The sequence below is a fragment of the Amycolatopsis sp. lyj-90 genome, assembly GCF_046549035.1.
Lineage (GTDB): Bacteria > Actinomycetota > Actinomycetes > Mycobacteriales > Pseudonocardiaceae > Amycolatopsis.
Window position 1 is genome coordinate 300,939 of the sequence record NZ_JAJPWP010000010.1, and the last position, 25,967, is coordinate 326,905.

The following is a 25,967-nucleotide window of genomic DNA, read 5'->3' on the forward strand; positions in this document are numbered from 1 at the left end:
CATGGCGGAGTACGACTGGGAAGCCCTGCGGGCTCAAGCCGTCGAGGCGGCGAAGTCGGCGTACGCGCCCTACTCGGGTCTGCACGTCGGTGTCGCGGGTGTGGTGGACGACGGCCGGATCGTCGTCGGCTGCAACGTCGAAAACGCTTCGTACGGCTTGGGAATGTGCGCGGAATGCACGATGGCGGGGCAGCTGCGGCTGACCGGCGGCGGCAAGCTCGTCGCCGTCGCGTGCCGCAGCGGCGAAGGCGATCTGCTGATGCCGTGCGGACGCTGCCGTCAGATCCTGTTCGAGCACGGCGGCGCGGACTGCCTGGTGGACACCCCGAGCGGCATCCTGCCGATGTCGTCGGTGCTGCCGGACGCTTTCGGCCCGGACGATCTGCCATGAGCGCGTTCGCCGCCGTCGACGTCATCCGCGCCAAGCGGGACGGCGGACGGCTCTCCGACGAGCAGATCGACTGGACCATCGACGCGTACACGCGCGGGGACATCGCCGAGGAGCAGATGGCCGCGCTCGCGATGGCCATCTTCCTGCGGGGGATGGACTCGGGCGAGATCGCGCGCTGGACGGGGGCGATGATCGAGTCGGGGGAGCGGCTGGACCTGAAGGTCAGCCGTCCGACGATCGACAAGCATTCGACGGGCGGTGTCGGCGACAAGATCACGCTTCCGCTGGCGCCGCTCGTGGCGGCGTGCGGGGCGGCCGTGCCGCAGCTGTCCGGGCGCGGGCTCGGGCACACCGGCGGGACGCTGGACAAACTGGAGTCGATTCCGGGCTGGCGTGCCGCTTTGTCGACGTCGGAGATCATCCGGCAGCTGGACGAGGTCGGCGCGGTGGTCTGCGCGGCGACGTCCGGGCTGGCTCCCGCGGACAAGAAGCTGTACGCGCTGCGGGACGTGACTTCGACGGTGGAGTCGATCCCGCTGATCGCGAGCTCGATCATGAGCAAGAAGATCGCGGAAGGCTCGGCCGGTCTCGTGCTCGACGTGAAAACCGGGTCGGGCGCGTTCATGAAGACGCTGCCGCAGGCCCGTGAACTCGCGCGGACGCTGGTGGAGATCGGGACCGCGCACGGCGTCGCGACGACGGCGCTGATCACGGACATGAACGTGCCGTTGGGATACGCCGTCGGCAACGCGATCGAGGTCGCGGAGTCGGTCGAGGTCCTGCGCGGCGGTGGCCCGGCCGACGTCGTCGAGCTGACGGTGGCTTTGGCCAGGGAGATGCTGGCGCTGGCGGGTCTGTCCGATGTGGACCCGGCCGCGGTGCTCGCGTCCGGGCGGGCGTACGAGACCTGGTGCCGGATGATCGCCGCTCAGGGCGGGGATCCGGAGGCAGCCTTGCCGCGGCCCAAGCACGTCCATGTCGTGGAGGCGCCCGCGGATGGTGTCTTGTCTTCCCTGGACGCCTATTCGGTCGGGGTCGCCGCTTGGCGGCTCGGGGCCGGGCGGGCGCGCAAGGAGGATCCGGTGCAGGCCGCGGCGGGCGTCCTGTGCCTGGCGAAGCCGGGCGACGAGGTGGCGGCCGGGCAGCCGCTGCTGGAGCTGCACACGGATACGCCTGATGCGGTTCCTTCGGCTCTCGCTGCGCTCACAGACGCCTACGCGGTCAGCTCCGAGGCCCCGGCCTCCGCTCCGCTCGTCCTGGAGACCGTGCGCCCCTCCTGACCGCGTTTCGTCCTCTAGTTGCGGTAGTTGGTATTACGCACTACCGCAACTAGAGGACTACTTGCGGCGGGTGCTGAGCGACCGGCGGACGCCCCCAATGCCACATTGGAGACGCTGAGCGTCTCCAATGTGGCATTGGGGGCACTGATCGCGAGGCGATAGCGGGCGCGGAGCGCCCACCCCCCGCGCGGATCGCGTTTAGCCCGCTAAAGGCGACGCGTGTGGGGGAAGTACGTGAAGGCCCCCTTCCTTGCGTCTAGCGCAAGGAAGGGGGCCTTCACGTACTTGGACCGGGCCCAATGCCGCTTCCCGAAGGCCATCTTTGAGGCATCCCAGCGCGGTGCCGTGGCACCCCCGCGCGGATCGCGTTTAGCCCGCTAAAGGCGACGTGCCGGGCTAGGGCACCGGATCGCGATTAGGGGGCTAAACGCAGGTGGACGGAAGGGGCGGGAAGCGTGAAGGCCCCCTTCCCGCGGCTGAGCCGGGGGAAGGGGGCCTTCAGGCGCTAAGGGGGAGAGTCGCGTCTCGTCCTCTGGCTGCGGAAGTGCGTAGTACGAACGACCGCAACTAGAGGACTGAACGCGGGAGGAGCGAGACGTCAGTCGGAAGTCTCGTCGGTGCCGTCGGCCTTGGCCTTGGCGTCGGCCGCCTTGGGCGCCCGGCCGTTGCGCGAGCTGCGGCGCGGCTGACGCGGGGCGGGCGGCGGCGGGGAGATCTGCTGCACGGCCGGGCCACCGCCGAGCATCAGCTCCGCGAAGGTCGCCATGGCTTCGTCCAGCTGGCCGCCGATGCGGCGCACGGACTCGTCGTTGCTCTTGCGCACCAGGGTGTCGACCGAGTCGGTGTCCGGCTGCTTCTGCAGCGTGCTCTCGACCTTCGACAGACCGCTGCGGATCGAGCCGTCGAGGTCGCCGAGGCGCCCGGTGAAGCCGTCCTCGACCTTGTCGAGCCGCTCGGCCAGGTCGTCGAGCCGCGAGGTGACCTTCTCGAGGCGGTCGCCGAGGCCGTCGAGGCGCTCCGAGGCGTCGATCATCTCGCCGGTCTCGGTCAGCGCGGTCTTCAGCGCCTCGGTGTTCGCGGTGAGGCTTTCCTTGGTGGCCTTGTCGAGGTTCTCGACGCGGGTGCGCAGCTCGCGGTCGACGGTGTCGACGCGGTCGCGCAGGACCGACTCGGCCTGCTCGACGCGCTCGCGCACCGGCCCGATCACCGACTGGGGTAGCGAGTCGGTCTTCACGTCCTGCTTGTCCAGGTGCGAGCCGAGCTCGTCGAGACGACGGTGGATGTTCTGGAGCTTGTCTTCGAGCCCGTCCATCCGGCCGGCGACGCCTTCGAACTTCGCGGCCATGCCGTCGAGGCGGCCGTCGAGCTGGGCGAAGGGCTTGGCGAGCTTGTCGACGATGCTTTCGACGGCGCGGGTCAGCGCGGCGATCGCGGTGTCCTGCGCTTCGAGCCGCGACATGGTCTCGTCGAGGCGCTCGGCGAGCACGCTGGTCTCGGTGCGGTCGGGCATCTCCGAGAGGCGCTTGCGGACCGCGCCGAGGGAGTCGACCGGCGCCAGACGTGCGTAGATGTCGTCGAGCGCGTCGAAGATCTGCTGCTGTTCGCTCTCACGCACTTCGGCCGCGCGCACCAGCATGTTGCGCATCCGGTCGAAGGACGGGGCTGCAATGTGGTTGTCAGTGGTCACTGCGGTGTCCTTCGTGGGCGGGGAAATGGGAGGGACGTGACGTGAAGCTTATCCATTGCGAAATTGCTGTGCGTATGGCCCCCGGGTATCGGACAATGCCGAGCTCTGCCCCTGATGGCCGATTCAGCCCGTGATCGACAAAGCTGAGGGTTAACCGGAGCCGGAGAGTTACCTCCATGTAGGGGAATGACAGCCTGGTTACCGTTACGTATGTCCTCTGAAAGCACCAGTTCCCGCATCCCGGAGGCGGTACTGACCCGCGCTCCCAAGGTCCTCCTGCACGACCACCTGGACGGCGGCTTGCGTCCCGCGACGGTCGCCGAACTCGCCGACCTGACCGGGTACACCGCCTTGCCCACCAGCGATCCCGTCGACCTCGGCCGATGGTTCCGCGACGCCGCTGATTCCGGCTCTCTCGTCTCGTACCTTGAGACGTTCGCGCATACCTGCGGCGTGATGCAGACCGAGGAAGCGCTGGTCAGAGTGGCCGCCGAAGCGGTCGAAGACCTCGCCGCCGACGGGGTCGTCTACGCCGAGGTGCGCTATGCCCCCGAACTCTTCGTCGAACGCGGGCTGTCACTCGATGCGGTGGTCGAGGCTGTTCAGGCTGGGTTCGCGGAAGGTGAACGGAGAGTGGCGGCCGCGGGTGGCCGGATCCGGGTCGGGACGTTGCTCTGCGCGATGCGCCAGCACGCCCGCGCGCTCGAGATCGCCGGTCTCGCCGTCCGCTACCGCGACGCCGGCGTCGTCGGGTTCGACATCGCCGGACCGGAAGACGGATTTCCGCCTACCAGAAATCTCGACGCATTCGAGTTTCTGCGCACGAATAATGCGCATTTCACCATTCATGCCGGGGAGGCGTTCGGGCTCGCGTCCATTTGGGAGGCGATTCAGCATTGCGGCGCGGAGCGGCTCGGCCACGGTGTGCGCATCGTCGACGACATCAAGACCGACAGTGACGGCACGGTCCATTTGGGACGGTTGGCCGCCTACGTCCGCGACCGCCGGATCCCGCTGGAGATCTGCCCCACGTCCAATGTCCAGACGGGAGCGGCGCGCTCGCTCGGCGAGCATCCCATCGGCCTGCTCGCCCGGCTGCGCTTCCGGGTCACCGTCAACACCGACAACCGGCTGATGAGCGGCTGCTCGATGACCAGCGAATTCGCCGCGCTGGCCGAGGCCTTCGGCTTCGGGCTGGCCGATCTCGAGTGGTTCACCATCAATGCGATGAAATCCGCGTTCCTCGATTTCGACCAGCGGCTCGACATCATCAACACGGTCATCAAGCCCGGGTACGCCGCGCTGCGCTGACGTCCGAGGGGCGGTTGCGTTCGTTAGCATAGCCAACTATATTTCACTATATAGGAGGACTTTCCCAAATAGTGGAACGGTGGCGACGATGGCGCAGGTCGTGGACGTGGGGATCGGCGGAAAACGACGCTGGCTCATCCTCGCGCTCGGCCTCGCCGCGCAGACCGCGAGCTGTTCGTTCCTCTACGGGATCCCGTTCCTGGTGCCGTCCATGCAGCGTGCGGAGGGTCTCAGCCTCGCCGAAGCGGGAACGGTGGTCGCGGCGCCGAGTCTTGGCCTGTTGTTCACCTTGATCCTGTGGGGTGCGGCCGCGGACCGTTACGGAGAGCGTTTGGTAATGGCCCTCGGACTGGGGGTCTCGGGGTTACTCCTCGTGTACGCGGCCGCCGGTGACCACTCGCTCGGGATCCTCTTTGGGGTGTTCCTGCTCGCCGGTGCGAGCACCGCGTCAGTGAACGCCGCGAGCGGCCGGGCCGTCCTCGGCTGGTTCGGCCCGGCCGAACGGGGCTTCGCGATGGGCATCCGCCAGATGGCCCAGCCGCTCGGGGTGGGCGTCGCCGCGTTCGGCCTCCCGCCGCTCGCGGACCGCTGGGGTTTCCAGGTCTCGCTCATGCTGCCCGCGCTGGCCGCGATCGTCGTCGCGCTGCTCGTCGCCTGGCTGCTGGTCGACCCGCCGCGTCCGGAGACCGGGGCGGGCACGGGGGAGAAGCCGCCGTCGCCGTACCGGAAGCCGGCGTTGTGGCGGGTCCACGGTGCGAGCGCGTTGCTCGTCGTCCCGCAGTTCACGGTCTCCGCGTTCACGCCGGTGTACCTGGTGACCATGCATCACTGGACGGCCGCGTCGGCGGGCTGGTTCGTCGGGGCCGTCCAGATCCTCGGCGCGCTGGGCAGGCTCGTTTCGGGCCGCTGGTCCGACCGCGTCGGCAGCCGGTTGCGGCCGATGAGGCAACTCGCGATCGCGAGCGCCGCGGTCATGCTCCTCGTCGCCGTCGGGGACGCGACCTGGCCGTGGCTGGTGCTGCTCGCGCTCGTCCTGGCCGCGGTGATCACCGTGTCCGACAACGGACTCGGCTTCACCGCGTCGGCGGAGATGGCCGGGCTCGCCTGGGCAGGGCGGGCGATGGGCACGCAGAACACCGGCCAGAACATCGCCGCCGCCCTGACCCCGCCGATGCTGGGTCTCGTGATCGGCGATTCGCGGTACGCGCTGGCCTTCTGCGTGGCCGCGGTCTTTCCCGTCCTGGCCATCGCGCTGGTGCCCGTCAAAGACGAAAAGAGCCCCTCAGGACGAACCTGAGGGGCCCTTTCACGGGTGGATCAGACGACGGTGAGGCGGTTCTCGAAGGTCTCGACGAGCTTGCGCCACTCGGACTGCTCGGCGTCGAACGGGGCACTCGGCTCGAGGCGAGTGGGGTCCGGCCGCAGCACGAACGACACCAGCCAGCCCAGGCTTTCGTTGGCGGCCAGCGCGGTTTCGACGCTGTCGTCCTCGGCCCACTCGGCGGCGTCGGTGATCAGCTCGACGGCCAGCTCCAGCTGGGTCGGGTCGATCGACTCGGGCCCTTCGGCGATGTCGTCGGCGATCCCGGTCAGCACGTAGGTGTTCTCGGTGTCGACCTCGATCTCGAGCTCGCCCGCGGTGGCCTTCGTGGTCACCTCGTCCCAAGTGGACACTTGGGCGAGATCGTTGTCCGCCAGCTCCTTGCCGTCCGCGATCGCGCGGATCAGGGCCTTCTCGGAGGAGAAGACGTCGATCTCGCCTTCGCTGCCGAGGAAGATCGGCTTGTCGTCGAGGTAGCAGCGCAGGGTGTAGTACTCGGCGCCGGAGGTGATGATCTTGATCGGGTCGATGCCGACCTCGCCCCAGAAGCCGACGGGCTCGTCGTCTTCCTCGTCGTCGTCCGCGTCGACGTCTTCGAGGTCCTCGTCGTCAGCGGCGGCGGCCTCGGCTTCGGCGGACTCCGCGAGGAAGGTCGCGAGCTCCTCCGCCGTCTGCTCCAGCAGCTTCTCGTCGACGTCGGGCGCGGTCACGAGACCGTCGATCGCGTCGAGCACGATGTCCCACTTCTCGGAGACGGCCTGCGAGAGGTCGGCCCAGAGGCGCTCGCCGTCGCGGCCGGAGAAGGGCAGCGTGCCCTGATCCAGCAGCGAGAAGCTCTCGTGCGCGTCCAGGACCTCGTGGACGTCTTCGAGCTCGCACACGTCCGCGAGCGAACGCACGATGCCGATGATCTCGGCCAGCTCGCCCAGCGTCCACTGGTCCGGCTTCTCGGCGACGAGCTCGGGGACGCCCACCAGGTCGTAGGTGTGGTCGTCGTCCGGGATCAGCTCGGGGACGTTCAGCGCCGGTACGACCTCCCACGCGGGGTGGTCGAGCAGGTCGTGCTGCTCCGAAGTCCGCACGAACGCGGCGAGATGCGCGGCGTCGGGGAAGGCGTACAGGTCTTCCTCGTCGCCGAGGAAGGCTTCCCACTCCTCGCCGTCTTCCCGCCAGCGCGGCGCCCAGAGAGTGACGACGTCACCCTGTGGCAGGCCGAGTTCGATCGGGATGATGTCCTGTGCCATTCCTTAGCCCTCTCGGATTACCGCCTGTGTGCGCGCGGCCGGATGATGTCATGCCCGGTGGGTGCGCGGTACCGCGAAGCCTACGGGTTTCCACCGATGGGCGCGATCACCCCTGGGCAAGAAGCGACCAACGGATGGCACGATAGGTCCTCTGATGACTCTTACAGACCTCCTGCCTGCGGATCCCGACCCCGACTCGCTGTTCGAAGCCTTCTCCACCTGGACGGCCGAGCGCGGGTTAGAGCTGTACCCCGCGCAGGAGGAGGCCATCATCGAAGTGGTCTCCGGCGCGAACCTGATCCTGTCGACGCCGACGGGGTCCGGGAAGAGCCTGGTCGCCGTCGGGGCCCACTTCACCGCGCTCGCGTACGGCCGCCGCAGCTACTACACGGCCCCGATCAAGGCTCTCGTCTCGGAGAAGTTCTTCCAGCTCATCGAGATCTTCGGCCCGGAGAACGTCGGCATGATGACCGGCGACTCCGCGGTGAACGCCGACGCGCCGATCATCTGCTGCACGGCGGAAATCCTGGCGAACATGGCGTTGCGGTTCGGTGCCGACGCGCCGGTCGGCCAGGTCATCGCGGACGAGTTCCACTTCTACTCCGAGCCCGACCGCGGCTGGGCGTGGCAGGTGCCGCTGCTGGAACTGCCGAAGGCGCAGTTCGTGCTGATGTCGGCGACACTCGGCGACGTCTCGTTCTTCGAGAAGGACCTCACCCGCCGGACCGGGCGGCCGACCGCGGTGGTCACTTCGGCGGAGCGGCCCGTGCCGCTCACCTTCCGCTACGCGCTGACGCCGTTGCACGAGACGATGTCCGAGCTGCTCAACGGCGGTCAGTCGCCGGTCTACGTCGTGCACTTCTCGCAGGCGGCGGCGATCGAGCGCGCGCAGACGCTGATGAGCATCAACGTCACCACCAAGGCGGAAAAGGAGGCCATCGCCGAGCTGCTCGGTGATTTCCGCTTCGCCGCCGGGTTCGGGAAGACGCTGTCGAGGCTGGTCCGGCACGGCATCGGCGTGCACCACGCCGGGATGCTGCCGAAGTACCGGCGCCTGGTCGAACAGCTCGCGCAAGCCGGGCTGCTGAAGGTGATCTGCGGAACCGACACGCTCGGCGTCGGCATCAACGTACCTATCCGCACGGTGGTCTTCTCCGCGCTGACGAAGTACGACGGCGTGCGGCAACGGCATCTCAAGGCGCGCGAGTTCCACCAGATCGCCGGACGCGCGGGCCGGGCAGGCTACGACACCGACGGGTACGTCGTCGTGCAGGCACCGGACCACGTCGTCGAAAACGCCAAGGCGCTGGAGAAGGCGGGCGACGATCCCAAGAAGAAAAAGAAGATCGTCCGCAAGAAGGCGCCCGAAGGGTTCGTCAACTGGACGGAGAGCACCTTCGACCGGCTGATCGCGGCCGAACCGGAACCGCTGACGTCGAGCTTCCACGTCAGCCACTCGATGCTGCTGAACGTCGTCTCCCGGCCGGGCAACGCGTTCGACTCGATGCGGCATCTGCTGGAGGACAACCATTCCGACCGTCCCGCTCAGCGGAAACTGATCCTGCGCGCGATCGCGATCTACCGCGCGCTGCTCGCGGCCGGTGTCGTGGAACGGCTCGACGAACCCGACGAGCAGGGCCGGATCGTCCGGCTCACCGTGGACCTGCAGTTCGACTTCGCGCTGAACCAGCCGCTTTCGCCGTTCGCGCTGGCCGCGATCGAACTGCTCGACGTCGAATCGCCGTCCTATCCGCTCGATGTCGTGTCCATTGTGGAATCCACAGTGGACAATCCTCGTCCGGTCCTTTCACAGCAGCAGTTCAAGGCTCGTGGCGAGGCCGTGCAGGCGATGAAGGCCGAAGGCATCGAGTACGACGAGCGGATGGAACTGCTCGAGAACGTCACGTACCCGAAGCCGCTGGAGGAACTGCTGGAGGCGGCGTACTCCCGTTACCGGCAAGGACATCCGTGGGTCGACGACTACGAGCTCAAGCCGAAGTCCGTCGTGCGCGACATGTACGAGCGGGCGATGAACTTCGTCGAGTACATCGGGTTCTACCAGCTCGCCCGCTCGGAAGGGCTGGTGCTGCGGTACCTCACCGACACCTACGACTCGCTCCGGCACACGGTTCCCGACGAGGCCAAGACCGAGGGGTTGCAGGACCTCATCGAATGGCTGGGCGAACTGGTGCGCCAGGTCGACTCGAGTCTGCTGGACGAATGGGAAGCCCTGCGGCATCCCGAAGAAGAGGGTCCGGTTTCGGCAAGGCCGCCGTCCGAGCCGCCCGCGGTCACGCGGAACGAGCGGGCCTTCCGGGTGCTCGTGCGGAACGAGCTGTTCCGGCGGGTGGAGCTGGCGTCGCGGCGGTCCTTCGGGACGCTCGGCGAACTGGACGCGGCGTCGGGCTGGGACGCGGACGCGTGGGAAGACGCCATCGAGGACTACTTCGACGAGCACGAAACGCTCGGCATCGGGCCGGACGCGCGCGGGCCGCAGCTGCTGATCATCGAGAAGGAGGCGGAGATCTGGCGGCTGCGGCAGATCTTCGACGATCCGGCGGGCGATCACGACTGGGGTATCAGCGCGGAGGTCGACTTGGCCGCTTCGGACGAAGCCGGTGCGGCGGTCATCCGGATCACCGACGTGAACCGGCTCTGAGGCTGCGGCCGGTAGGCCCTCGCGCGTGCTATGAAAGGCCCGTTACTTGCAAAATTTGCAAGTAACGGGCCTTTCATAGCGCCGGTGCCCGGGTGAGGCGAGCCTCGACCGGGTGAAGTTCCCGGCGGCGCTGGACCAGCCGCACGATCAGCACGATCAGCGAGAGCGCCGGCAACGGGTACCCGAGCATCAGGCCCACCGTGATGTCGGCGAGCGGCGCGGCGACGGCGGCGACGAACACCCACGTCGGCGCGGTCGGCAGTTTCGGGCCGGTCCGGGCCTTGCCCCACGGCTTCGCCACCGAAAGCCACGCCTGGAACGCCAGCGCGCTCGCCATCAGCGCGGTGCCCGCCACCAGCGCCACCGACGCGGGCGCCGGATCACCGGCCCGCGCCGCCACGACGGAGTCCCGCAAAGCGCCCGACAGCAGGAAGATCCCGGCGTAGAGCTGCACGAGCGTGATCACGAACTTCGCCAGCACCCACCAATGCCGGGTGAAACCCCAGGCTGTCGTCGCGGCGAGCATGAAGCCGGTGAAGGCCGACGCGTTGGCGAGCGGTGCCAGGAGAAGCGAGTCGATCTCGTGCGCCATGGACGTCGCCGCGACGCGGACCGCGCCGTCGTCGGTGGTGCGCCCGATCGCCAGGAGGGTGAACAGCGCCAAGGCCTGGCCCATCCAGCCCACCGAAGAGACGACGTGCAGCCAAACGGTCAGCTGTCGCCAAGTTTTCTTCGCCATGCCGAACACAGTCGCGCGCGCACCCGGCCCCGCACATCCGGGGCGACCCTGAGATCAGGCCGGAAGGGGAGGGAAACAGGCCTGGGCGTCGTGGCCGTCGAACCACAGCCCGACCACGAACGCCATGGTCGCCTCCATCAGCCGCGCCCGGTCGAGCCCGCCCGCGTCCAGTGGCGTGCAGCCGATGTCGCGGACCAATGAGCTCACTTCGCCGACCTTGTCGCCGCAGATCGGCACCGCCAGCGGACGGCCGCCGAACACCGGCGGGGTCATCCGCCAGACGTCGACGTGGCACAGGTTGAACGCCTTGACCACGTGCGCGTCCGGTGCGGCGGCGGCGATCCGTGCCGCCTGACCGGGCACCGTGAGCACGGCACCGGGGCCGACCGCGTTGGTGCAGTCGATCAGCACCTTCCCGGCGAGATTCCCCGCGGCGGCAACGACTTCCGTCACCGCGTCGGCGGGAACGGCGAGCAGGATCACTTCACTCGCGGCGGCGGTTTCCGCCCAGGTCCCCACGCGTGGGGAGATCTCGGCGGCCTTGGCCCGGTCGCGCGCGGCGACCATCACCTCGTGCCCGGCCGCCATCCACTGGCCCCCGAGCGCCTCCGCCATCCCGCCCGCGCCGAAAATACCGATACGCATTGTGCCGCTCCCTAAGATCGAGTTACCGCACGACGGTAGAAAGCAGCGCGGGTACCAAGTGGTTACCGGAGGTCCCATGAACGACGTCTTCCTCGCCGATTGCCGCGCCCGGCTGGCCTTCGACCTGATGGCGAACACGTGGAACCCCGTCGTCCTCTGGGCCCTGCGGGACGGCGCGCTCCGCCCGGCCGAGCTGCGGCGACGGCTCGGCGGGATCAGTACGAAGGTGCTCACGGAGACCGTCCGGCGGCTGGAGTTCAACGGCCTGGTCAGCAGGCGCGACTGCGGCCGGACGGCGAAGGTCGAGTACGCGCTGACGGACCTCGGGACCACCTTGCTGGCGCCCATCGAGGCCTTCGGGGAGTGGGCCTTCCGTCACGGTGACGACGTGATGGCGGCCCAGGACGAGGCGGCTAGGCGGGCGGGCGAGCCTCGGCCAGCTTGAGGAGCGGGACGGCCGCGGCGGCGTCGGTGATCAGCGTCGAGACCATGCCGGAGCGCAGGACGGCGTCTATCGCTTCGGCCTTCGGTTCGGTGTAGCCCAGCGCGATCACCTCGGGGACCGCCAGGAGTTCTTCGGCGCTTATGGCCAGCACGTGGTGGGCCAGCCCGGTCGACATCGGTGTCCCGTCGGCGTCGAACAGGCGCGCGGAAACCTCGGCTTTGGCACCTCGTTTCGCTATGGCGCTCCGCTCCGTTTCGTCGAGCGCGTCGTAAACCGTCGATTCCTCGGGCTTCCACGCGCCGATGCTGACGACGGCCTTGGTCAGGTTCTTGAACTGCCCGAAGGTTTCCGCGATCCCCGGCTGCCTGCGCAGGGTCTCGGTGGTGCGGCGGTCGGGGAGGACGAGCGGGCCGAAGATCGGGTACGCCTGCCCGCCGGAGACCGACGCGACCCGGCTGACCGTCTCCACCGAGCGGTCCCGCATGTCCATTCCCGCCTGCACTCCGCACAGCTGCACGACCGGGCATTTCGGGAGCGACTGGATCGCTTCGGTCATCGCGTTCACGGAACGTGCCCACGACAGGCCGAGAACGTCGCCGGGAGTGATGATCTCGGTCAGGAGCCGGGCCGCGAGCGTGCCGATCTTCCGCCGGGCCACTTCGCGCGATTCCGGTTCCGCCGCTCGTTCGAGCACGAGGACGCGGTCCAGCCGGTACGCGGCGCGGATCTCCTCGGACAGCACGAGATCGACCGGTGCCGGCAGCCGGAACTCGACCTTGACGATGCCGCTTTCCCTGGCCGTGTCGAGCATCCGGGCGACTTTGAACCGGCTGATGCCGAACTCGTCGGCGATCTCGAGTTTCGAGGCGCCCTGCTCGTAGAACCGGCGGGCCACCGCGGCCAGGCGCAGTGACTCCACCAGGCCGGAACCCTGTTTCTTCCCGCTCATTTGAGCACTATAGCGCGAAATCAACCCGAAAGGTTGACGTAACTCCAGGGAAAAGTTCACCATGCCTGAACATGCAGTCCGAAGCATAGGCCCGTCCCGCTCAAATGAGCGGAGAGAAGAGGAGCTGGCATGCGTGCCGCGATCGTGGACAAGCCCGGGGAGATCAGGGTCGGCGAGGTACCCGATCCCAAACCGGGGGATCGCCAGGTCGTCGTCAAGGTCGGTGCCTGCGGGATCTGCGGGACCGATCTCCACATCGCCGACGGGCATTTCCCGCCGACGCCCTATCCGATCGTCCCCGGCCACGAGTTCGCCGGCGAGATCGTCGAACTCGGCGCCGACGTGCCGGGTGGCTGGAAGGTCGGCGACCGGGTGGCCGTCGACCCGTCCTTGTTCTGCGGCTACTGCAAACCCTGCCGGTCCGGCCGCGGCAACCTCTGCGAGAACTGGAACGCGACCGGCGACACCGTGAACGGCGCTTTCGCCGAGTACGTAGCCGTTCCGTCGGCGAACTGCTACCGCATGCCGGACACGATGACGTGGGAACAGGGCGCGCTCGTCGAGCCGGTTTCCTGCGCGGTCCACGGCGTGCGCCGGATCGGTGTCGAGGCGGGGGAGCGGTTCCTCGTCGTCGGCGCGGGCACGATGGGCCTGATCATGCAGCAGTTGTTGCAGCGTGCGGGCGCCCACGTGACGGTGGTCGACCGCAACACCTCACGCCTCGGCCGCGCGAAGGACCTCGGCGCTGTCGCGGTCGCCGGTGACGTGAAGGATCTGGACGACGAGAAGTTCGACGCCGCCGCGGACTGCACCGGCGCCGCGCCCGCCATCGAAGCCGCCTTCGACTCGCTCCAGCGCGGTGGCCGCTTGCTGGTCTTCGGGGTCGCGCCAGCCGAAGCACGCGTCGCGCTTTCGCCGTTCCGGATCTACAACGACGAAATCACCGTCGTCGGCTCGATGGCCGTCATGAACAGCTTCGGCGCCGCGCTCGATCTGGTCGCCGACGGCGCCGTCGACACCGGCGCGCTGCTCACCGACACACTGCCGCTGGAGCAGTACCCCGACGCGCTCGCCCTCATGCGCAGCGGCGCCGGCCTGAAGGTGCAGGTCTTACCGGGAGGCGAAAGTGCGTAAAACCGTCGCTCTGCTCGCGGTTCTCCTGCTGACGCTCACCGGTTGCGCCGGCGCGGGCGCGCTCGGGACCGGTGACCGGACGCTCGTGGTCGGGATCGTCGCGAACCCGCAGATGAAGGACGCCATCGAGCTTTCCGGCGAGTTCGAGAAGGCGAATCCCGGCGTCACCCTCAAGTTCGTGTCGCTGCCCGAAAACCAGGCACGCGCGAAGATCACCGCGTCGACGGCCACCGAGGGCGGCGAATTCGACGTCGTCATGATCAGCAACTACGAAGCCCCGCAGTGGGCGGCGAACGGCTGGCTCGAAAACCTCGAGCCGCATATCGCGGCGAACCCTGCGTACGACTCGGCGGACTTCATCCCGAGCATCAAGGAATCCTTGTCGCACAACGGATCGATGTACGCGGTGCCGTTCTACGGCGAGTCGTCGTTCCTGGCCTACCGGAAGGACCTGTTCGAGCAGGCCGGGATCACCATGCCCGCCAAGCCGACGTGGTCGCAGATCGCCGAGTACGCCGCGAAACTCGACGACAAGTCGAAGGGGCTCGCCGGGATCTGCCTGCGCGGCAAGCCGGGCTGGGGCGAGAGCCTCGCGCCGTTCACCACGGTCGCCAACACCTTCGGCGCGCAGTGGTTCGACAAGGACTGGAACGCCAAGCTGACCAGCCCCGAGTTCAAGGCGGCAGCCGAGTTCTACGTGAACCTCGTGCGGAACCACGGCGAGGTCGGCGCGTCGAGCGCGGGCTTCTCCGAATGCGGCACGCGGTACACGCAGGGCCAGGCCGCGATGTGGTACGACGCCACGGTCATGGCGGGCACGAACGAGGACCCGTCGGCGAGCAAGGTCGTCGGGAAGTCCGGCTACGCCCCGGCACCGGTGGAGAAGACGCAGGCGAGCGGCTGGCTCTACACCTGGGCGCTGGCGATCCCGAAGGTCGCCAAGGACAAGGATGCCGCCTTCAAGTTCATGTCCTGGATGACCGACAAGGCTTACGTACAGCGGGTCGCCAAGGAGTTCGGCGACTGGAACCGGGTCCCGCCGGGCGTGCGCAAGTCGACCTACGACATCCCGCAGTACCGCGAGGCCGCCAAGGCCTACGCGCAGCCGACGCTGGACGGGATCGCGGACGCGAACCAGCAGAAGGCGATGGCGAATCCGGTGCCCTACCCCGGGATCCAGTTCGTCGGCATCCCCGAGTTCCAGGATCTCGGCACTCGCGTCAGCCAGCAGCTTTCGGCGGCGATCGCGGGCCAGATCACCGTGGACGAGGCGCTGAAGCAGTCCCAGGAATACGCGCAGACCGTCGGCAAGTCGTATCAGGAGGCGCAGTGATGTCCACGATCTCCGCTCCTGCCCGCACCGAACCCGCCCACACCAAGAAGGCGCCGCCCAAACGCGGCACCGATACGCCGTTCAAACGACGACTGCCGTTGTTGCCCGCCCTGCTGTTCGTCGTCGCGGTGACGCAGTTGCCGTTCGTGCTGACGGTGTTCTACTCGTTCCAGTCGTGGAACCTGGTGCGGCCGGGTTCGCGGCATTTCGTCGGCCTGCAGAACTACATCGACGTCTTCGCGGACTCGACGTTCCTCGGGGCGCTGCTGAACACCGTCGTGCTGACGGTCGTCTGCGTCTTCTTCTCCCTGTTGCTCGGACTGGGGCTCGCGATCCTGCTGGACCGCAAGTTCCTCGGCCGCGGCGTGGTCCGGACGCTGCTGATCACGCCGTTCCTGATCCTGCCCGCGGCGGGCGCGCTGCTGTGGAAGACGACGATGTTCGACCCGACCTACGGGTTGCTGCACTTCGTGTTCGGCACGGACGTCGACTGGCTTTCGGAGTTCCCGCTCGCGGCGGTGATGGCCCAGGTCGTCTGGCAGTGGACGCCGTTCATGATGCTGCTGATCCTGGCCGGGTTGCAGAGCCAGCCGAAGGACGTCCTGGAGGCCGCGTCGGTCGACGGCGCCGGCCGCTGGCGGACGTTCACCGCGATCACGCTGCCGCATCTGAGCCGGTTCCTGCAGTTGGCGACGTTGCTGGGCGCGATCTACATCGTGAACAGCTTCGACGCGATCTTCCTGATGACCCAGGGCGGTCCGGGTACGGCCAGCACGAACCTGCCCTTCTACATCTACCAACGGGCGTTCCAAGGTTTCGACATCGGGCAGTCGTCCGCGATGGGCGTGATCGTCGTGATCCTGACGATGATCGTCGCGACCTTCGCGCTGCGGCTGATGTTCCGCACGTTCTCGGTCCAGGGAGGCGCGAAATGAAAGGGCGGTTCGGCGCGGGCGCGCTGACGGTCGTGACCTGGGTGATCGCGATCCTGTTCGTGTTCCCGCTGCTGTGGATGATCCTGACGGCCTTCAAACAGGAGGCCGACGCCTACACCGATCCGCCGCGGCTGTTCTTCACGCCGACGCTCGACCAGTTCGCCGGGGTGCTCGAACGAGGATTCCTGCCGTACCTGTCGAATTCGGCGTTCGTCACCGTCGTTTCGACGATTTTCGTACTTCTGCTGGGAATCCCGGCGGCGTACGCGCTGTCGCTGGCGCCGGTGAAGGGGACGAGCAACGCGCTCGGTTTCTTCCTGTCGACGAAGATGCTGCCGATCGTGGCGGCGATCATCCCGCTGTACGTGATCTCGCAGAACACCCAGCTGCTGGACAACGTGTGGGCGCTGATCATCCTGTACACGTCGATGAACCTGCCGCTGGCCATCTGGATGATGCGGTCGTTCTTCCTCGAAGTGCCGCACGAGATGATCGAAGCGGGCCGGATCGACGGCGCGACCCTGCCGGTGCTGTTGCGGAAGATCATCATGCCGGTCGTCGCGCCCGGGGTGGCCGCGACCGCGCTGATCTGCGTGATCTTCTCGTGGACCGAGTTCTTCTACTCGGTCAACCTCACCGCCGCGCGGGCCGGGACCGTGCCGGTGTTCCTGGTCGGGTTCATCACCAGCGAGGGGTTGTACTGGGCGCAGCTGTCCGCGGCCGCCCTGCTCGCGTCACTGCCGGTGATGATCGTCGGCTGGATCGCGCAGAACCACCTCGTCCGCGGCCTTTCGATGGGCGCGGTCAAGTAACGCCTCGTGAGTGGTAAGGGCGGTTCTAATCGGACCCGTAGGTGTCTACCCGCTGGTCCTGATGTCGTCTTGGTGAGCTTGCTCTGGCTGCCGATGTGGGCGAGTGGGGAAGATTTGGGACGTTGAACGTCCCAAATCTTCCCCACTCGACGATGAAGGAATTGGGACACTCAACGCCCCGAATCCTTCACGCTCGCCCTGGTCAGGCGAGTGGGTAGACGGCGCCACCGATCTGAACGGTTCGAGTGTTGATCCGGATCTCGCCTGGAGACTCCTTCGTCATGTCGTTAGCTTCGCTCGGCGCACTCGATCGGTTACACCCCGGCGTAAACGCCTCGTGAGTGGTAAGGACGGTTAGAACCGCCCTTACCACTCACGAGCCCAGCAGTTACGCGAGCGACAATGCCTGACCGGGGCAGATGTGCACGGCCGTGCGTGCGTTCTCTTCCGCCTCGTCCCCTTCAGGCTCCGGGGTCAGCACGATGACCGTCCCGTCGTCCTCGCTCTGGTCGAACAGGTCGGGGTCGGTGAGCACGCACTGGCCCGCGCCCACGCACTTGCCCGTGTCCGCGATGATCTTCATGGCTCCTCCTACCAGGTGACCGGAAGGGCGTGGAGGCCGTAGATCGTCGAATCGTGCTTGAACTGCAGTTCGTCGACCGGAACGGCGATCCGGATGCCCGGAATACGCTTGAACAGCGTATCGAAAACAATCTGGAGTTCCATCCGCGCGAGGTTCTGGCCGAGGCACTGGTGCACGCCGAACCCGAACGCGACGTGATGCCGCGCGCCGCGTTCGATGTCGAAGCTGTCGGGGTTCTCGAACCCGTCCGGGTCGTGGTTGCCCGCGTTGCTCAGGCCGACGACGCCCTCACCCGCGCGGATGAGCGTGCCGCCGATCTCGACGTCCGCCGTGGCGAAGCGTGAGGTCGCCGTCTCGGCGATGGTGAAGACCCTCAGGAGCTCCTCGATCGCGGGGAGGGTCTTGGCAGGGTCCGCCTTGATCTTCGCCAGCTGTTCGGGGTTCTCCAGCAGGGTCACCGTGCCGAGCGAAATCATGTTCGCCGTCGTCTCGTGACCGGCGATGAGCAGCAGGAACGCCAGACTGACGAGTTCGTCGTGGTCGCCTTCGCCCGCTTCCCGCTGCTTCAGGATTTGACGGCCGAGGAGGTCGTCCTCGGTGGCGTTCGCTTCTTTCCTGGTGACGAGTTCGTCGAGATAGTTCTCGAGTTGCTCGAACGCCGCCTGCCGGTCTTCCGGGCTGACCTCCCGGCTGAGCATCTTGGAACTGCGGGCCTGGAAGAACTCGTGGTCCGAATAGGGGACACCGAGCAGTTCGCAGATGACCAGCGACGGAACGGGAAGCGAGAGCGCCTGGACCAGGTCGGCGGGTTTGGGGCCTGCGAGCAGGGCGTCGAGGTGCTCGTCGACGATCTGCTGGATACGCGGCTGCAGTGCCTTCATTCGCTTGACCGTGAACTCCCCGACGACGTCGCGCCGGGCCCGGCTGTGCTCCGGCGGGTCCATCGAGATGAGGGACGGGCGGAACGGCTTGTCCTCACGGCGGATCTGCCGCGCGACCATCATCGGGAACGCCGGATCCAGCCGGTCGGAACTGAAGTGTGGGCTGCTCAGCATTTCGCGGATGTCTTCGAGCCGGGTGAGCGCCCACGCCGTTTGGCCTGACGGCAGACCGACCCGGGAAACCGGATTTTCCGTGCGAAGCGCCTCGTATTCCGGAGGCGGCGAGAACGGGCATTTACGTACCAGCGGCAAGGTCGCGGTGGTTTCCTCGACGTCAGTCATCGGGTGTCCTTCCCCAGGGTGTCGGGTGGGTTCGGGCGATATCGGACAGGAGGCCCCAAAACGTATGCGGATGGTTTCATTCCGCTTATGACTCCAAGGTACTCAAGTGGAGGCAAGTCGTCCACTCGCGAAGGGGTGGTTTCCCGGGAAGCGTGAAGGGCACGCCCTTACGTGCGAGAATCACGGCCCTGAAGGACCTTCGAGAGGCGAGGACCATGACTGCCGACCCCGAGACCCGCTTACGTGCCGACGCGCGCCGGAACCGGGATCAGATCCTGGCCGCCGCGAGAACGATCTTCGCCGCCCAGGGCGCCGAGGTCCCGATGGAGGAGATCGCGCGCTCGGCAGGCGTCGGCGTCGGCACCCTTTACCGGCGTTTCCCGGACCGGGACGCGCTCATCCGCGCGGTCGCCGTCGACAACTTCGATCGGGTGCTCAGGGACGCGAAGGCCGCGAAGGACCAGGAGTCCTCGGACTGGGACGCCCTGATCCGGCTGCTGCACCAGTCGATGGAACTGCAGTTGAGCATTCAGCTCGCGATGGTGTCGCCCCGCGCGCTGGTGATCCTCACGAGCGACCCCGCGATCAAGGCCCTGCGTGACGAGTTGCTCCTGGTGATGGAGGCCTTCGTGCGGGGAGCGCAGGCGGAGGGACGGCTCCGGCCGGACGTCGCGACCGGCGACGTGGCGATCCTGTTCGCGACCGTGCTGCGGCAGATGCCGGGCAAGGGCGAGGAGATCGCGCGGATGGCGACCCGGCGCTGCATCGGGATCATGATCGACGGGCTGCGGGCCGACGGCTCGAACGAGCCGCTTCCGGGCCGGGTGCTGACCGGCGCCGACCTGGACCCCTAGATCGCGTTTAGCCCGCTAACCGCGCCACGCCGGAGGGCACGACCCCGCGTGTCTGGGGACCGAACTCGCGTGAGATCCGGCTGGACGCCGGGTGACCCACCGCAACTAGAGGACTAATTGCGGTGGGTACAGGGGTCAGACGCCCAGCGGGTGCCAGACGGTCTTCGCCTCCAGGTACCGGCGCAGCCGCGCCATGTCGGCGTCGGCCGTCCAGTCCGGTTCGGTGTCCGGCACGGTGAGGACGCGCTTGACGGTGCCCGCGGCGTCGCGCGCCAGGTCCGCCCGCGCGGAGGGCTCCGCGCCGGTCGGGTCGAGGGCGTTGACGTCGCCGTGCGAGGCGAGCCACGAGCCCAGCTCCGACGCCCGTCCGGTCAGGATGTTCGCGACCCCGCCGGGCAGGTCGGACGTCGCCAGGACCTCCGAAAGCGTGATCGCGGGCAGCGGCCGGTCCGCGCTGGAGACGACCACCGCGGTCGAGCCGGTCGCCAGCACCGGGGCCAGCACGCTCACCAGGCCCAGCAGCGACGACTGCTGCGGCGCGAGCACGCCGACGACGCCGGTCGGCTCGGGCACGGTGAAGGAGAAGTACGGGCCCGCGACGGGGTTGGCCGCGCCGAGCACGGTCGCGATCTTGTCCGTCCAGCCCGCGTACCAGACCCAGCGGTCGATCGAGGCGTCCACAAGGGACTGTGCCTTCTTCGCCGCCACGCCCTCGGACGCGGAAACCTCCGCGACGAACTGTTCGCGGCGGCCTTCCAGCATCTCCGCCACGCGGTACAGCACCTGGCCGCGGTTGTACGCCGTCGCCGACGACCAGCCGCCGAAAGCCTTGCGGGCGGCGGAAACCGCGTCACGGACGTCCTTGCGGGACGCGTGTGAGGCGTTCGCGAGGAACTTGCCCTTGCTGTCGGTGACCGGGTACACCCGGCCCGACTCCGAACGCGGGAACTTGCCGCCGATGTAGAGCTTGTAGGTCTTCGCCACCGAAATACGGTCAGACATCGAGGTAGGCCTCCAGTCCGGTGCGTCCGCCTTCGCGGCCGAAACCCGACTCCTGGTAGCCGCCGAACGGCGCGGCGGGATCGAAGCGGTTGAACGTGTTGGCCCAGACGACGCCTGCGCGGAGCTGGTTCGCCATCCACAGGATGCGCGAGCCCTTCTCGGTCCAGATACCGGCGGAGAGCCCGTACGGCGTGTTGTTCGCCTTCGTCACGGCCTCGTCCGGCGTGCGGAAGGTCAGCACCGAAAGCACCGGCCCGAAGATCTCCTCACGGGCGATGCGCATCGACTGCTGGACGTCCGAGAACACCGTGGGAGCGAAGAAGAAACCGCGTTCCGGCACCGGGCACGGGCTGGTCCAGCGCTGCGCGCCCTCGGCGTCGCCGGATTCCACCAGGCCCTTGATCTTCGCGAGCTGTTCGGCGGAGTTGATCGCACCGATGTCGGTGTTCTTGTCCAGCGGATCGCCCAGCCGCAGCGTCGAGACGCGGTAGCGGAGCTTTTCGAGCAGCTCCTCGGCGATGGACTCCTGCACCAGCAGACGCGAGCCCGCGCAGCAGACGTGGCCCTGGTTGAAGAAGATCCCGTTGACGATCCCCTCGACGGCCTGGTCGAGCGCGGCGTCGTCGAAGACGATGTTCGCGGCCTTGCCGCCCAGTTCCAGCGTGAGCTTCTTCGAAGTGCCCGCGACCTGGCGCTGAATGGCCTTGCCGACGTCGGTCGATCCGGTGAAGGCGACCTTGTTCACGTCGCCGTGGCCCACCAGCGCCGCGCCGATGTCCCCGGCGCCGGGCAGGATGTTGACCACGCCGGGCGGGAGTTCGGCCTGCTGGCAGATCTCGGCGAACACGAGCGCGGTCAGCGGCGTGGTCTCCGCGGGCTTGAGCACCACGGTGTTGCCGGTGGCCAGCGCGGGCGCGATCTTCCACGCCAGCATCAGCAGCGGGAAGTTCCACGGGATGACCTGGCCCGCGACGCCGAGCGGCCGCGGGTTCGGGCCGTAGCCCGCGTAGTCGAGCTTGTCGGCCCAGCCCGCGTGGTAGAAGAAGTGCGCGGCGGCCGTCGGCACGTCGGAATCGCGCGATTCCTTGATCGGCTTGCCGTTGTCGAGACTCTCCAGCACCGCCAGCTCCCGCGAGCGCTCCTGGATCAGGCGCGCGATGCGGAACAGGTACTTGGCGCGTTCGGAGCCCGGCATCTTGGACCAGACGCCTGTGTACGCCTTGCGCGCGGCCTTGACCGCGGTGTCCACATCGGACACCGACGCGGTGCCGACCTCGGCGAGCACCTCTTCGGTGGCCGGGTTGATCGTCTTGAGCGGCTCACCGGAGCCGTCGACGAACTCGCCGTTGACGAACGGCCGGTAGTGCGGTTTGAGGTTTGCGAGGTCGCGCGATTCGGGCGCGGGCGCGTACTCGAAGATGCCCATGGATCAGTCCACCGTGACGTAGTCGGGGCCGCTGTAGTGGCCGTCGGCCTGGGTGCGGCGCTGCAGCAGGAGGTCGTTGAGCAGGCTGGACGCGCCGAACCGGAACAGATCCGGGGTCAGCCACTGCTCGCCGGCGACCTCGTGCACCGCGACCAGGTACTTGATCGCGTCCTTGGTCGTCCGGATGCCACCGGCGGGTTTGACGCCGCGCAGTTCGCCGGTCTGGGCGAACCAGTCGTGGACGGCCTGCAGCATCACGTGGGTGACCGGCAGCGTCGCGGCGGGCGAGACCTTGCCGGTGGAGGTCTTGATGAAGTCGCCGCCCGCCAGCAGCGCGAGCCATGAGGCGCGGCGGACGTTGTCGTAGGTGGCCAGCTCACCGGTCTCGAGGATGACCTTGAGGTGCGCGCTGCCACAGGCGGCCTTGATCGCCTGGATCTCCTCGAAGACCGCCAGGTAGCGGCCCTGGAGGAACGCGCCCCTGTCGATCACCATGTCGATCTCGGCGGCACCGGCGTCGACGGCGATCTTGGTGTCGGCCAGCTTGATCTCACGGCTCGTGCGGCCCGCCGGGAACCCGGTGGCCACACTCGCGACGTGGATGCCGGTGCCGCGCAGGGCCTCGACAGCCGTCTCGACCATGTCCGGGTACACGCAGACGGCCGCGACCTGCGGCGTGTCCGGCCGGTCCGGGTCCGGCCGCTTGGCCTTCGCGGCGAGCGCGCGGACCTTCCCCTGCGTGTCGGCGCCTTCGAGGGTCGTCAAGTCGACCATCGAGATGGCGGTGTCGATCGCCCAGAGCTTGGCGGCCTTCTTGATGCTGCGCGTGCCGAGGCCCGCTGCCCGCTGCTCGACGCCGACCTGGTCGACGCCGGGCAGCCCGTGCAGGAACCGGCGCAGGCTCGCCTCGTCGCGAGTCGCGTCCGTCAGCGGCGCCGGGGTAGCCGTCGCCGCTGACGAGCTGGTCGTAGCTGTCATACGGGTGAGTGTAGGCGGCCTACAAGCTGGGCACCGGGGCCTGGGCGGCGGCCTTGACGGGGATCACCGGTGTGCAGAACTCGTTGACCATCGGCAGCTGACGCTTGAGCGAGGCGTCCGGCGACGCGGTGAGGTCCACGGTGGCCAGCGTGGAGATGTTCTTGCCGGATTCGTCGTGGAAGCTGAGGGTGTTGAAGCCCGGCAGGTCGCCGCCGTGGCCCCAGATGGTGATGTCCTCCGCACAGGCGCCGAGTTCCTTGAGGTTCAGCTTCATCAGGCCGAGGCCGTATTCCATACCGGCCGCCGGGACCGTCTTCTTCATCTGCGCGAGCAGGTCGGCGGGCAGCAGACGGCCGCCGAACAGGGCCTCGAAGAAGCGGTTGAGGTCGGCGCCCGAAGACACCATGCCTCCCGCGCCGTAGTAGCGCGAGTAGTTGTAGGTGGTGACGTCGGTGAGGCCGCGCGGCGCGTCGTACAGCTGCTCGTAGCCGCGGGCGGCCGCGCCGATCAGGAACGGGAAGTCGCGGGGGAGCGAGGTGTCGCGCAGGTGCAGCGGCCCGGTGATGCGCTCGGCCAGCACCCGTTCGAGGGGCTTCCGGGTGGTCTTCTCGACCAGCAGGGCGAGGACGTTGTAGCCGGTGTTGGAGTACGCCCAGCTCGTTCCCGGCTTGAACTGCAGCGGCTGCTTCGACGTGCTCAGGCGGATCTCGTCGTCGCTGTCGAAATGCTCGAAGCGCTCGGTGTCGATCTCCGGCCCCGACGCCCAGGAGTCCTCGGGGAGCAGGTCACGCGGGAGGCCGCTGGTGTGCTGGAGCACCTGGCGGACGGTGATCGGTTCCGGGTACGGCAGCAGCCCCGGCAGGTAGCGCTGCACGGGCTCGTCCAGCCCGACGCGCTTTTCGGCCACGAGCTGCAGGACCAGGGTCGCGACGAACACCTTGGAAACACTGGCGATCCGCCAGCGTCCCGACGCGGTGGGCTTACCGGGCCGGGTGATGTCCGCGACGCCGCTGACCCCGCGGAAACCGTCGGCGACGGCGACCATGCCCGGGATTCCCGCGGCGACCGCCGCGTCCATCGCGGCCTGGCGCGGGTCGGTCTTCCCGGCGGCCGCCGCGGGCAAGGCGGTGACGGAAAGCAGTGCGGCACAAGCGATCGCTACGAAACTTCGGCGCATCAGACGGTCCCCCTGGTTCGGCTCAGCCTTCTAGTTCAGGTGTGTCCTTCTTACGTGACTTCCGTACGACGGTGACGGCGCCCCAGAACGCCAGTCCGGTGATCTTCACCGTCGGGGCGGTCGGCGGCGCGGCGGGCGTGCCCGCGCGGTCCTCCAGCTCGAAAGCCCCCATGAAGCCGATTCCGGTGACGTCCACGTTGATGTCGTCGGGCACGACGATGTCGATCCCGCCCATGATCGCGACCGCGGTGATCGTCGTGTTCTTCTCGGCGAAACGCGCGTGCCGCAGGTCGATGTCGGTGCCGCCCCAGAACGCGAAACTGTTGTGCTGCGGCGGGACGACCCAGCTGCCCTTGCGCGACGCGCCGGACATGACGGCGATCGAGGCGCCGGAGCCCGGATGCCCACCGATGCGGTCGTCGGGCAGGCCGAGCGCGCGCGACGTCGCCGGCTGGATCGCCGAGCGGGTCTGCGGCAGGTCCGCGGTGACCGGTTTGAGGTCGCCGACGGTCTTGGCCGCGTAGACGATGGTGAGCCGTTCTTCCAGCTCGTTGATGGTGATGCGCCCCTCGGACATCGCCGCGTGCAGCACCTGCGCGACCTGTTCACGGTCGGCGTCGGAGATGCGCATCTGTTCGGGTCCTGGCAGGGCTGGCTCTTCGCTCACGCGCAGGAGCCTAGCGCCGGTGGGAGGGCCGGGCGTCCATCTTATGGCCGACAGTGGGATTCTGCCGTGATGGGGAACTCACTACTTGGTGCGATCGCACTGCCGGACGGTGTCAAGGTACGAGGGCGGGGGCTGGGTCGTCCCTGGCCTGAGGGGCCTTCGCCGGACTTCGGCCTGTATCTGGGCGGCGCGAAGCTGCGCCGGAAGCACGACCACAAAATGGACTGGGAGCGGGAGTGGATCCGCTGGCCCGACTTCCTGCTGCCGACGGACTGGGCGGACGCGCGGCGGCGGATCGTGACGCTGCACGAGCGGGCCGCGGCCGGGGAAGGCGTCGAGGTCGCCTGCTACGGCGGAGTCGGCCGGACCGGCACGGTCATGTCGTGCTTGGCCACCCTTTCGGGGCTCTCCGCCGAGGAGGCCGTGGCGTGGGCGCGGGCGAATCACCACGCGCGTTCGGTGGAGACACCGTGGCAGCGCCGCTGGGTCGGCTGGTTCGCGCGACAGGCCTGACGAGCTAAATTGACCGGCATGGATGTGCACGTCGTTGATCACCCACTGGCCAAGGCCAGGCTTTCCACCATGCGCGACGCGCGTACCGACAGTGCCGCCTTCCGCGCGGCGCTGCACGAGCTGACCGTCATGCTGGTCTACGAAGCCACGCGGGACATGCCCGTGCGCATCGACCGGATCCACACGCCGGTGGCGCGCACCGACGGCTACGCGCTGGCGAGCCCGCCGCTGCTGGTGCCGGTCTTGCGGGCCGGGCTGGGGATGGCGGACCAGGCGCACAAGCTGATCCCCGACGCCCAGATGGGCTTCGTCGGGCTCGCCCGCGACGAGGAGACGCTCAAGCCGACGCCGTACCTGGAGTCGTTGCCCGAATCGCTCGCCGACCGGCCGGTGCTGGTGCTCGACCCGATGCTGGCGACCGGCGGGTCGATGGAGTACACGATCCGGCTGCTCACCGGCCGGGGCGCCACCGACGTCACCGCGATCTGCGCGCTGGCGGCGCCGGAGGGGATCGCGCATCTGGAGAAGACCGGGCTGCCGCTGCGGGTGGTGACCGCGAGCATCGACGAGCGGCTGAACGACTCCGGTTTCATCGTGCCGGGTCTCGGGGACGCGGGGGACCGGCAGTACGGGGCCGTCTGAGCGCGGCACCGCGTCGC

At 68.2% G+C, this 25,967-nt stretch carries 25 protein-coding genes; 13 read left to right on the forward strand and 12 right to left on the reverse strand.

The features are described from left to right. Position 1 precedes the first annotated feature (1 nt). Positions 2–391, forward strand: a complete 390-nt coding sequence (locus ACLJPX_RS34525; protein ID WP_410604547.1) for a cytidine deaminase — start codon at positions 2–4, stop codon at positions 389–391. After that, complete coding sequence (locus ACLJPX_RS34530) at positions 388–1,671, forward strand: thymidine phosphorylase (protein ID WP_410604548.1); 1,284 nt, start codon at positions 388–390, stop codon at positions 1,669–1,671. The genes ACLJPX_RS34525 and ACLJPX_RS34530 overlap by 4 nt, the downstream gene beginning before the upstream one ends. Positions 1,672–2,269: 598 nt before the next feature. Here ACLJPX_RS34530 and ACLJPX_RS34535 read toward each other — a convergent pair. After that, positions 2,270–3,358, reverse strand: a complete 1,089-nt coding sequence (locus ACLJPX_RS34535; RefSeq protein ID WP_410604549.1) for a PA containing protein — start codon at positions 3,356–3,358, stop codon at positions 2,270–2,272. A 210-nt stretch (positions 3,359–3,568) separates the two neighbouring features. Here ACLJPX_RS34535 and ACLJPX_RS34540 point away from each other — a divergent pair, with 210 nt between their 5' ends. After that, complete coding sequence (locus ACLJPX_RS34540; protein WP_410604550.1) at positions 3,569–4,669, forward strand: adenosine deaminase; 1,101 nt, start codon at positions 3,569–3,571, stop codon at positions 4,667–4,669. Between the two features lie 88 nt (positions 4,670–4,757). Beyond that, a complete protein-coding gene (locus ACLJPX_RS34545; protein ID WP_410604551.1) occupies positions 4,758–5,966 on the forward strand; it encodes an MFS transporter in 1,209 nt (402 codons plus the stop codon). Between the two features lie 20 nt (positions 5,967–5,986). Here ACLJPX_RS34545 and ACLJPX_RS34550 read toward each other — a convergent pair whose 3' ends face one another. Next, positions 5,987–7,234, reverse strand: coding sequence for a primosomal protein (locus ACLJPX_RS34550; RefSeq protein WP_101612314.1), 1,248 nt, complete (start codon positions 7,232–7,234; stop codon positions 5,987–5,989). A 154-nt stretch (positions 7,235–7,388) separates the two neighbouring features. Between ACLJPX_RS34550 and ACLJPX_RS34555 the strand changes: the two genes are divergently transcribed. Beyond that, positions 7,389–9,893 (forward strand): DEAD/DEAH box helicase, encoded by a 2,505-nt coding sequence (locus tag ACLJPX_RS34555; protein ID WP_410604552.1) that lies wholly within the window; start codon positions 7,389–7,391, stop codon positions 9,891–9,893. Positions 9,894–9,966: 73 nt separating this feature from the next. On the opposite strand, the gene ACLJPX_RS34560 is transcribed toward ACLJPX_RS34555, so the two are convergent. Both ACLJPX_RS34560 and ACLJPX_RS34565 read right to left on the reverse strand, forming a co-directional pair. Continuing rightward, the gene (locus ACLJPX_RS34560) at positions 9,967–10,632 is read right to left on the reverse strand and encodes a hypothetical protein (protein ID WP_410604553.1); all 666 of its coding nucleotides are present in this window, start codon (positions 10,630–10,632) and stop codon (positions 9,967–9,969) included. Positions 10,633–10,686: 54 nt separating this feature from the next. Beyond that, positions 10,687–11,277 (reverse strand): NADPH-dependent F420 reductase, encoded by a 591-nt coding sequence (locus tag ACLJPX_RS34565; RefSeq protein ID WP_410604554.1) that lies wholly within the window; start codon positions 11,275–11,277, stop codon positions 10,687–10,689. Between the two features lie 76 nt (positions 11,278–11,353). Between ACLJPX_RS34565 and ACLJPX_RS34570 the strand changes: the two genes are divergently transcribed. Continuing rightward, on the forward strand, positions 11,354–11,722 hold the full coding sequence (locus tag ACLJPX_RS34570; protein ID WP_410604555.1) for a winged helix-turn-helix transcriptional regulator: 369 nt from the start codon (positions 11,354–11,356) through the stop codon (positions 11,720–11,722). Here the strand turns inward: ACLJPX_RS34570 and ACLJPX_RS34575 are convergent. Then, the gene (locus tag ACLJPX_RS34575; RefSeq protein ID WP_410604556.1) at positions 11,691–12,671 is read right to left on the reverse strand and encodes a sugar-binding transcriptional regulator; all 981 of its coding nucleotides are present in this window, start codon (positions 12,669–12,671) and stop codon (positions 11,691–11,693) included. The genes ACLJPX_RS34570 and ACLJPX_RS34575 overlap by 32 nt on opposite strands. 129 nt (positions 12,672–12,800) lie before the next feature. Between ACLJPX_RS34575 and ACLJPX_RS34580 the strand changes: the two genes are divergently transcribed. From ACLJPX_RS34580 to ACLJPX_RS34595, 4 genes are read left to right on the forward strand one after another with little or no spacing between them, the layout of a single operon-like run. Beyond that, complete coding sequence (locus tag ACLJPX_RS34580; RefSeq protein WP_410604557.1) at positions 12,801–13,805, forward strand: zinc-dependent alcohol dehydrogenase family protein; 1,005 nt, start codon at positions 12,801–12,803, stop codon at positions 13,803–13,805. Next, entirely contained in the window at positions 13,798–15,138 is a 1,341-nt protein-coding gene (locus ACLJPX_RS34585) for an ABC transporter substrate-binding protein (protein WP_410604558.1), read from the forward strand. Before ACLJPX_RS34580 ends, ACLJPX_RS34585 begins: the two co-directional genes overlap by 8 nt. After that, a complete protein-coding gene (locus ACLJPX_RS34590; protein WP_101612322.1) occupies positions 15,138–16,073 on the forward strand; it encodes a carbohydrate ABC transporter permease in 936 nt (311 codons plus the stop codon). Before ACLJPX_RS34585 ends, ACLJPX_RS34590 begins: the two co-directional genes overlap by 1 nt. Then, a complete protein-coding gene (locus tag ACLJPX_RS34595; protein ID WP_410604559.1) occupies positions 16,070–16,885 on the forward strand; it encodes a carbohydrate ABC transporter permease in 816 nt (271 codons plus the stop codon). The genes ACLJPX_RS34590 and ACLJPX_RS34595 overlap by 4 nt, the downstream gene beginning before the upstream one ends. Before the next feature lie 388 nt (positions 16,886–17,273). Here ACLJPX_RS34595 and ACLJPX_RS34600 read toward each other — a convergent pair whose 3' ends face one another. Both ACLJPX_RS34600 and ACLJPX_RS34605 read right to left on the reverse strand, forming a co-directional pair. After that, positions 17,274–17,468: a ferredoxin gene (locus ACLJPX_RS34600; protein WP_101612324.1), complete on the reverse strand. Its 195-nt coding sequence runs from the start codon at positions 17,466–17,468 to the stop codon at positions 17,274–17,276. Positions 17,469–17,476: 8 nt separating this feature from the next. After that, the gene (locus tag ACLJPX_RS34605; RefSeq protein WP_410604560.1) at positions 17,477–18,691 is read right to left on the reverse strand and encodes a cytochrome P450; all 1,215 of its coding nucleotides are present in this window, start codon (positions 18,689–18,691) and stop codon (positions 17,477–17,479) included. Positions 18,692–18,906: 215 nt separating this feature from the next. Here ACLJPX_RS34605 and ACLJPX_RS34610 point away from each other — a divergent pair, with 215 nt between their 5' ends. After that, the gene (locus ACLJPX_RS34610; RefSeq protein WP_101612326.1) at positions 18,907–19,545 is read left to right on the forward strand and encodes a TetR/AcrR family transcriptional regulator; all 639 of its coding nucleotides are present in this window, start codon (positions 18,907–18,909) and stop codon (positions 19,543–19,545) included. Between the two features lie 135 nt (positions 19,546–19,680). Here ACLJPX_RS34610 and ACLJPX_RS34615 read toward each other — a convergent pair whose 3' ends face one another. From ACLJPX_RS34615 to ACLJPX_RS34635, 5 genes are read right to left on the reverse strand one after another with little or no spacing between them, the layout of a single operon-like run. Continuing rightward, positions 19,681–20,547: an aldehyde dehydrogenase family protein gene (locus ACLJPX_RS34615; RefSeq protein WP_101612327.1), complete on the reverse strand. Its 867-nt coding sequence runs from the start codon at positions 20,545–20,547 to the stop codon at positions 19,681–19,683. Continuing rightward, the gene (locus tag ACLJPX_RS34620) at positions 20,540–21,973 is read right to left on the reverse strand and encodes an aldehyde dehydrogenase family protein (protein WP_410604561.1); all 1,434 of its coding nucleotides are present in this window, start codon (positions 21,971–21,973) and stop codon (positions 20,540–20,542) included. Before ACLJPX_RS34620 ends, ACLJPX_RS34615 begins: the two co-directional genes overlap by 8 nt. A gap of 3 nt (positions 21,974–21,976) precedes the next feature. Then, positions 21,977–22,951, reverse strand: coding sequence for a deoxyribose-phosphate aldolase (deoC, locus tag ACLJPX_RS34625; protein WP_410604562.1), 975 nt, complete (start codon positions 22,949–22,951; stop codon positions 21,977–21,979). Between the two features lie 19 nt (positions 22,952–22,970). Beyond that, positions 22,971–24,128 carry a serine hydrolase domain-containing protein gene (locus tag ACLJPX_RS34630; protein ID WP_410604563.1) on the reverse strand — a complete coding sequence of 386 codons (1,158 nt, stop codon included), beginning with the start codon at positions 24,126–24,128 and terminating at the stop codon, positions 22,971–22,973. A gap of 22 nt (positions 24,129–24,150) precedes the next feature. Beyond that, entirely contained in the window at positions 24,151–24,759 is a 609-nt protein-coding gene (locus ACLJPX_RS34635; protein ID WP_410604618.1) for a DUF1707 domain-containing protein, read from the reverse strand. A gap of 105 nt (positions 24,760–24,864) precedes the next feature. On the opposite strand from ACLJPX_RS34635, the gene ACLJPX_RS34640 reads away from it, so the two are divergent. Both ACLJPX_RS34640 and upp read left to right on the forward strand, forming a co-directional pair. Next, on the forward strand, positions 24,865–25,308 hold the full coding sequence (locus tag ACLJPX_RS34640; protein WP_410604564.1) for a protein-tyrosine phosphatase family protein: 444 nt from the start codon (positions 24,865–24,867) through the stop codon (positions 25,306–25,308). Positions 25,309–25,326: 18 nt separating this feature from the next. Beyond that, positions 25,327–25,950, forward strand: a complete 624-nt coding sequence (upp, locus tag ACLJPX_RS34645) for a uracil phosphoribosyltransferase (RefSeq protein WP_410604565.1) — start codon at positions 25,327–25,329, stop codon at positions 25,948–25,950. The last annotated feature ends 17 nt before the right edge of the window (positions 25,951–25,967 follow it).

Bases quoted from the DNA above. Each gene is read 5' to 3' on its own strand.
- ACLJPX_RS34525 (WP_410604547.1), top strand. From the start codon at position 2: ATGGCGGAGTACGACTGGGAAGCCCTGCGGGCTCAAGCCGTCGAGGCG.
- ACLJPX_RS34565 (WP_410604554.1), bottom strand. From the start codon at position 11,277: ATGCGTATCGGTATTTTCGGCGCGGGCGGGATGGCGGAGGCGCTCGGG.
- ACLJPX_RS34590 (WP_101612322.1), top strand. From the start codon at position 15,138: ATGTCCACGATCTCCGCTCCTGCCCGCACCGAACCCGCCCACACCAAG.
- ACLJPX_RS34555 (WP_410604552.1), top strand. From the start codon at position 7,389: ATGACTCTTACAGACCTCCTGCCTGCGGATCCCGACCCCGACTCGCTG.
- ACLJPX_RS34530 (WP_410604548.1), top strand. From the start codon at position 388: ATGAGCGCGTTCGCCGCCGTCGACGTCATCCGCGCCAAGCGGGACGGC.
- ACLJPX_RS34640 (WP_410604564.1), top strand. From the start codon at position 24,865: ATGGGGAACTCACTACTTGGTGCGATCGCACTGCCGGACGGTGTCAAG.
- ACLJPX_RS34560 (WP_410604553.1), bottom strand. From the start codon at position 10,632: ATGGCGAAGAAAACTTGGCGACAGCTGACCGTTTGGCTGCACGTCGTC.
- ACLJPX_RS34540 (WP_410604550.1), top strand. From the start codon at position 3,569: ATGTCCTCTGAAAGCACCAGTTCCCGCATCCCGGAGGCGGTACTGACC.
- upp (WP_410604565.1), top strand. From the start codon at position 25,327: ATGGATGTGCACGTCGTTGATCACCCACTGGCCAAGGCCAGGCTTTCC.
- ACLJPX_RS34550 (WP_101612314.1), bottom strand. From the start codon at position 7,234: ATGGCACAGGACATCATCCCGATCGAACTCGGCCTGCCACAGGGTGAC.
- ACLJPX_RS34610 (WP_101612326.1), top strand. From the start codon at position 18,907: ATGACTGCCGACCCCGAGACCCGCTTACGTGCCGACGCGCGCCGGAAC.
- ACLJPX_RS34620 (WP_410604561.1), bottom strand. From the start codon at position 21,973: ATGGGCATCTTCGAGTACGCGCCCGCGCCCGAATCGCGCGACCTCGCA.
- deoC (WP_410604562.1), bottom strand. From the start codon at position 22,951: ATGACAGCTACGACCAGCTCGTCAGCGGCGACGGCTACCCCGGCGCCG.
- ACLJPX_RS34615 (WP_101612327.1), bottom strand. From the start codon at position 20,547: ATGTCTGACCGTATTTCGGTGGCGAAGACCTACAAGCTCTACATCGGC.
- ACLJPX_RS34570 (WP_410604555.1), top strand. From the start codon at position 11,354: ATGAACGACGTCTTCCTCGCCGATTGCCGCGCCCGGCTGGCCTTCGAC.
- ACLJPX_RS34545 (WP_410604551.1), top strand. From the start codon at position 4,758: ATGGCGCAGGTCGTGGACGTGGGGATCGGCGGAAAACGACGCTGGCTC.
- ACLJPX_RS34605 (WP_410604560.1), bottom strand. From the start codon at position 18,691: ATGACTGACGTCGAGGAAACCACCGCGACCTTGCCGCTGGTACGTAAA.
- ACLJPX_RS34630 (WP_410604563.1), bottom strand. From the start codon at position 24,128: ATGCGCCGAAGTTTCGTAGCGATCGCTTGTGCCGCACTGCTTTCCGTC.
- ACLJPX_RS34595 (WP_410604559.1), top strand. From the start codon at position 16,070: ATGAAAGGGCGGTTCGGCGCGGGCGCGCTGACGGTCGTGACCTGGGTG.
- ACLJPX_RS34580 (WP_410604557.1), top strand. From the start codon at position 12,801: ATGCGTGCCGCGATCGTGGACAAGCCCGGGGAGATCAGGGTCGGCGAG.
- ACLJPX_RS34575 (WP_410604556.1), bottom strand. From the start codon at position 12,671: ATGAGCGGGAAGAAACAGGGTTCCGGCCTGGTGGAGTCACTGCGCCTG.
- ACLJPX_RS34600 (WP_101612324.1), bottom strand. From the start codon at position 17,468: ATGAAGATCATCGCGGACACGGGCAAGTGCGTGGGCGCGGGCCAGTGC.
- ACLJPX_RS34635 (WP_410604618.1), bottom strand. From the start codon at position 24,759: ATGCGCATCTCCGACGCCGACCGTGAACAGGTCGCGCAGGTGCTGCAC.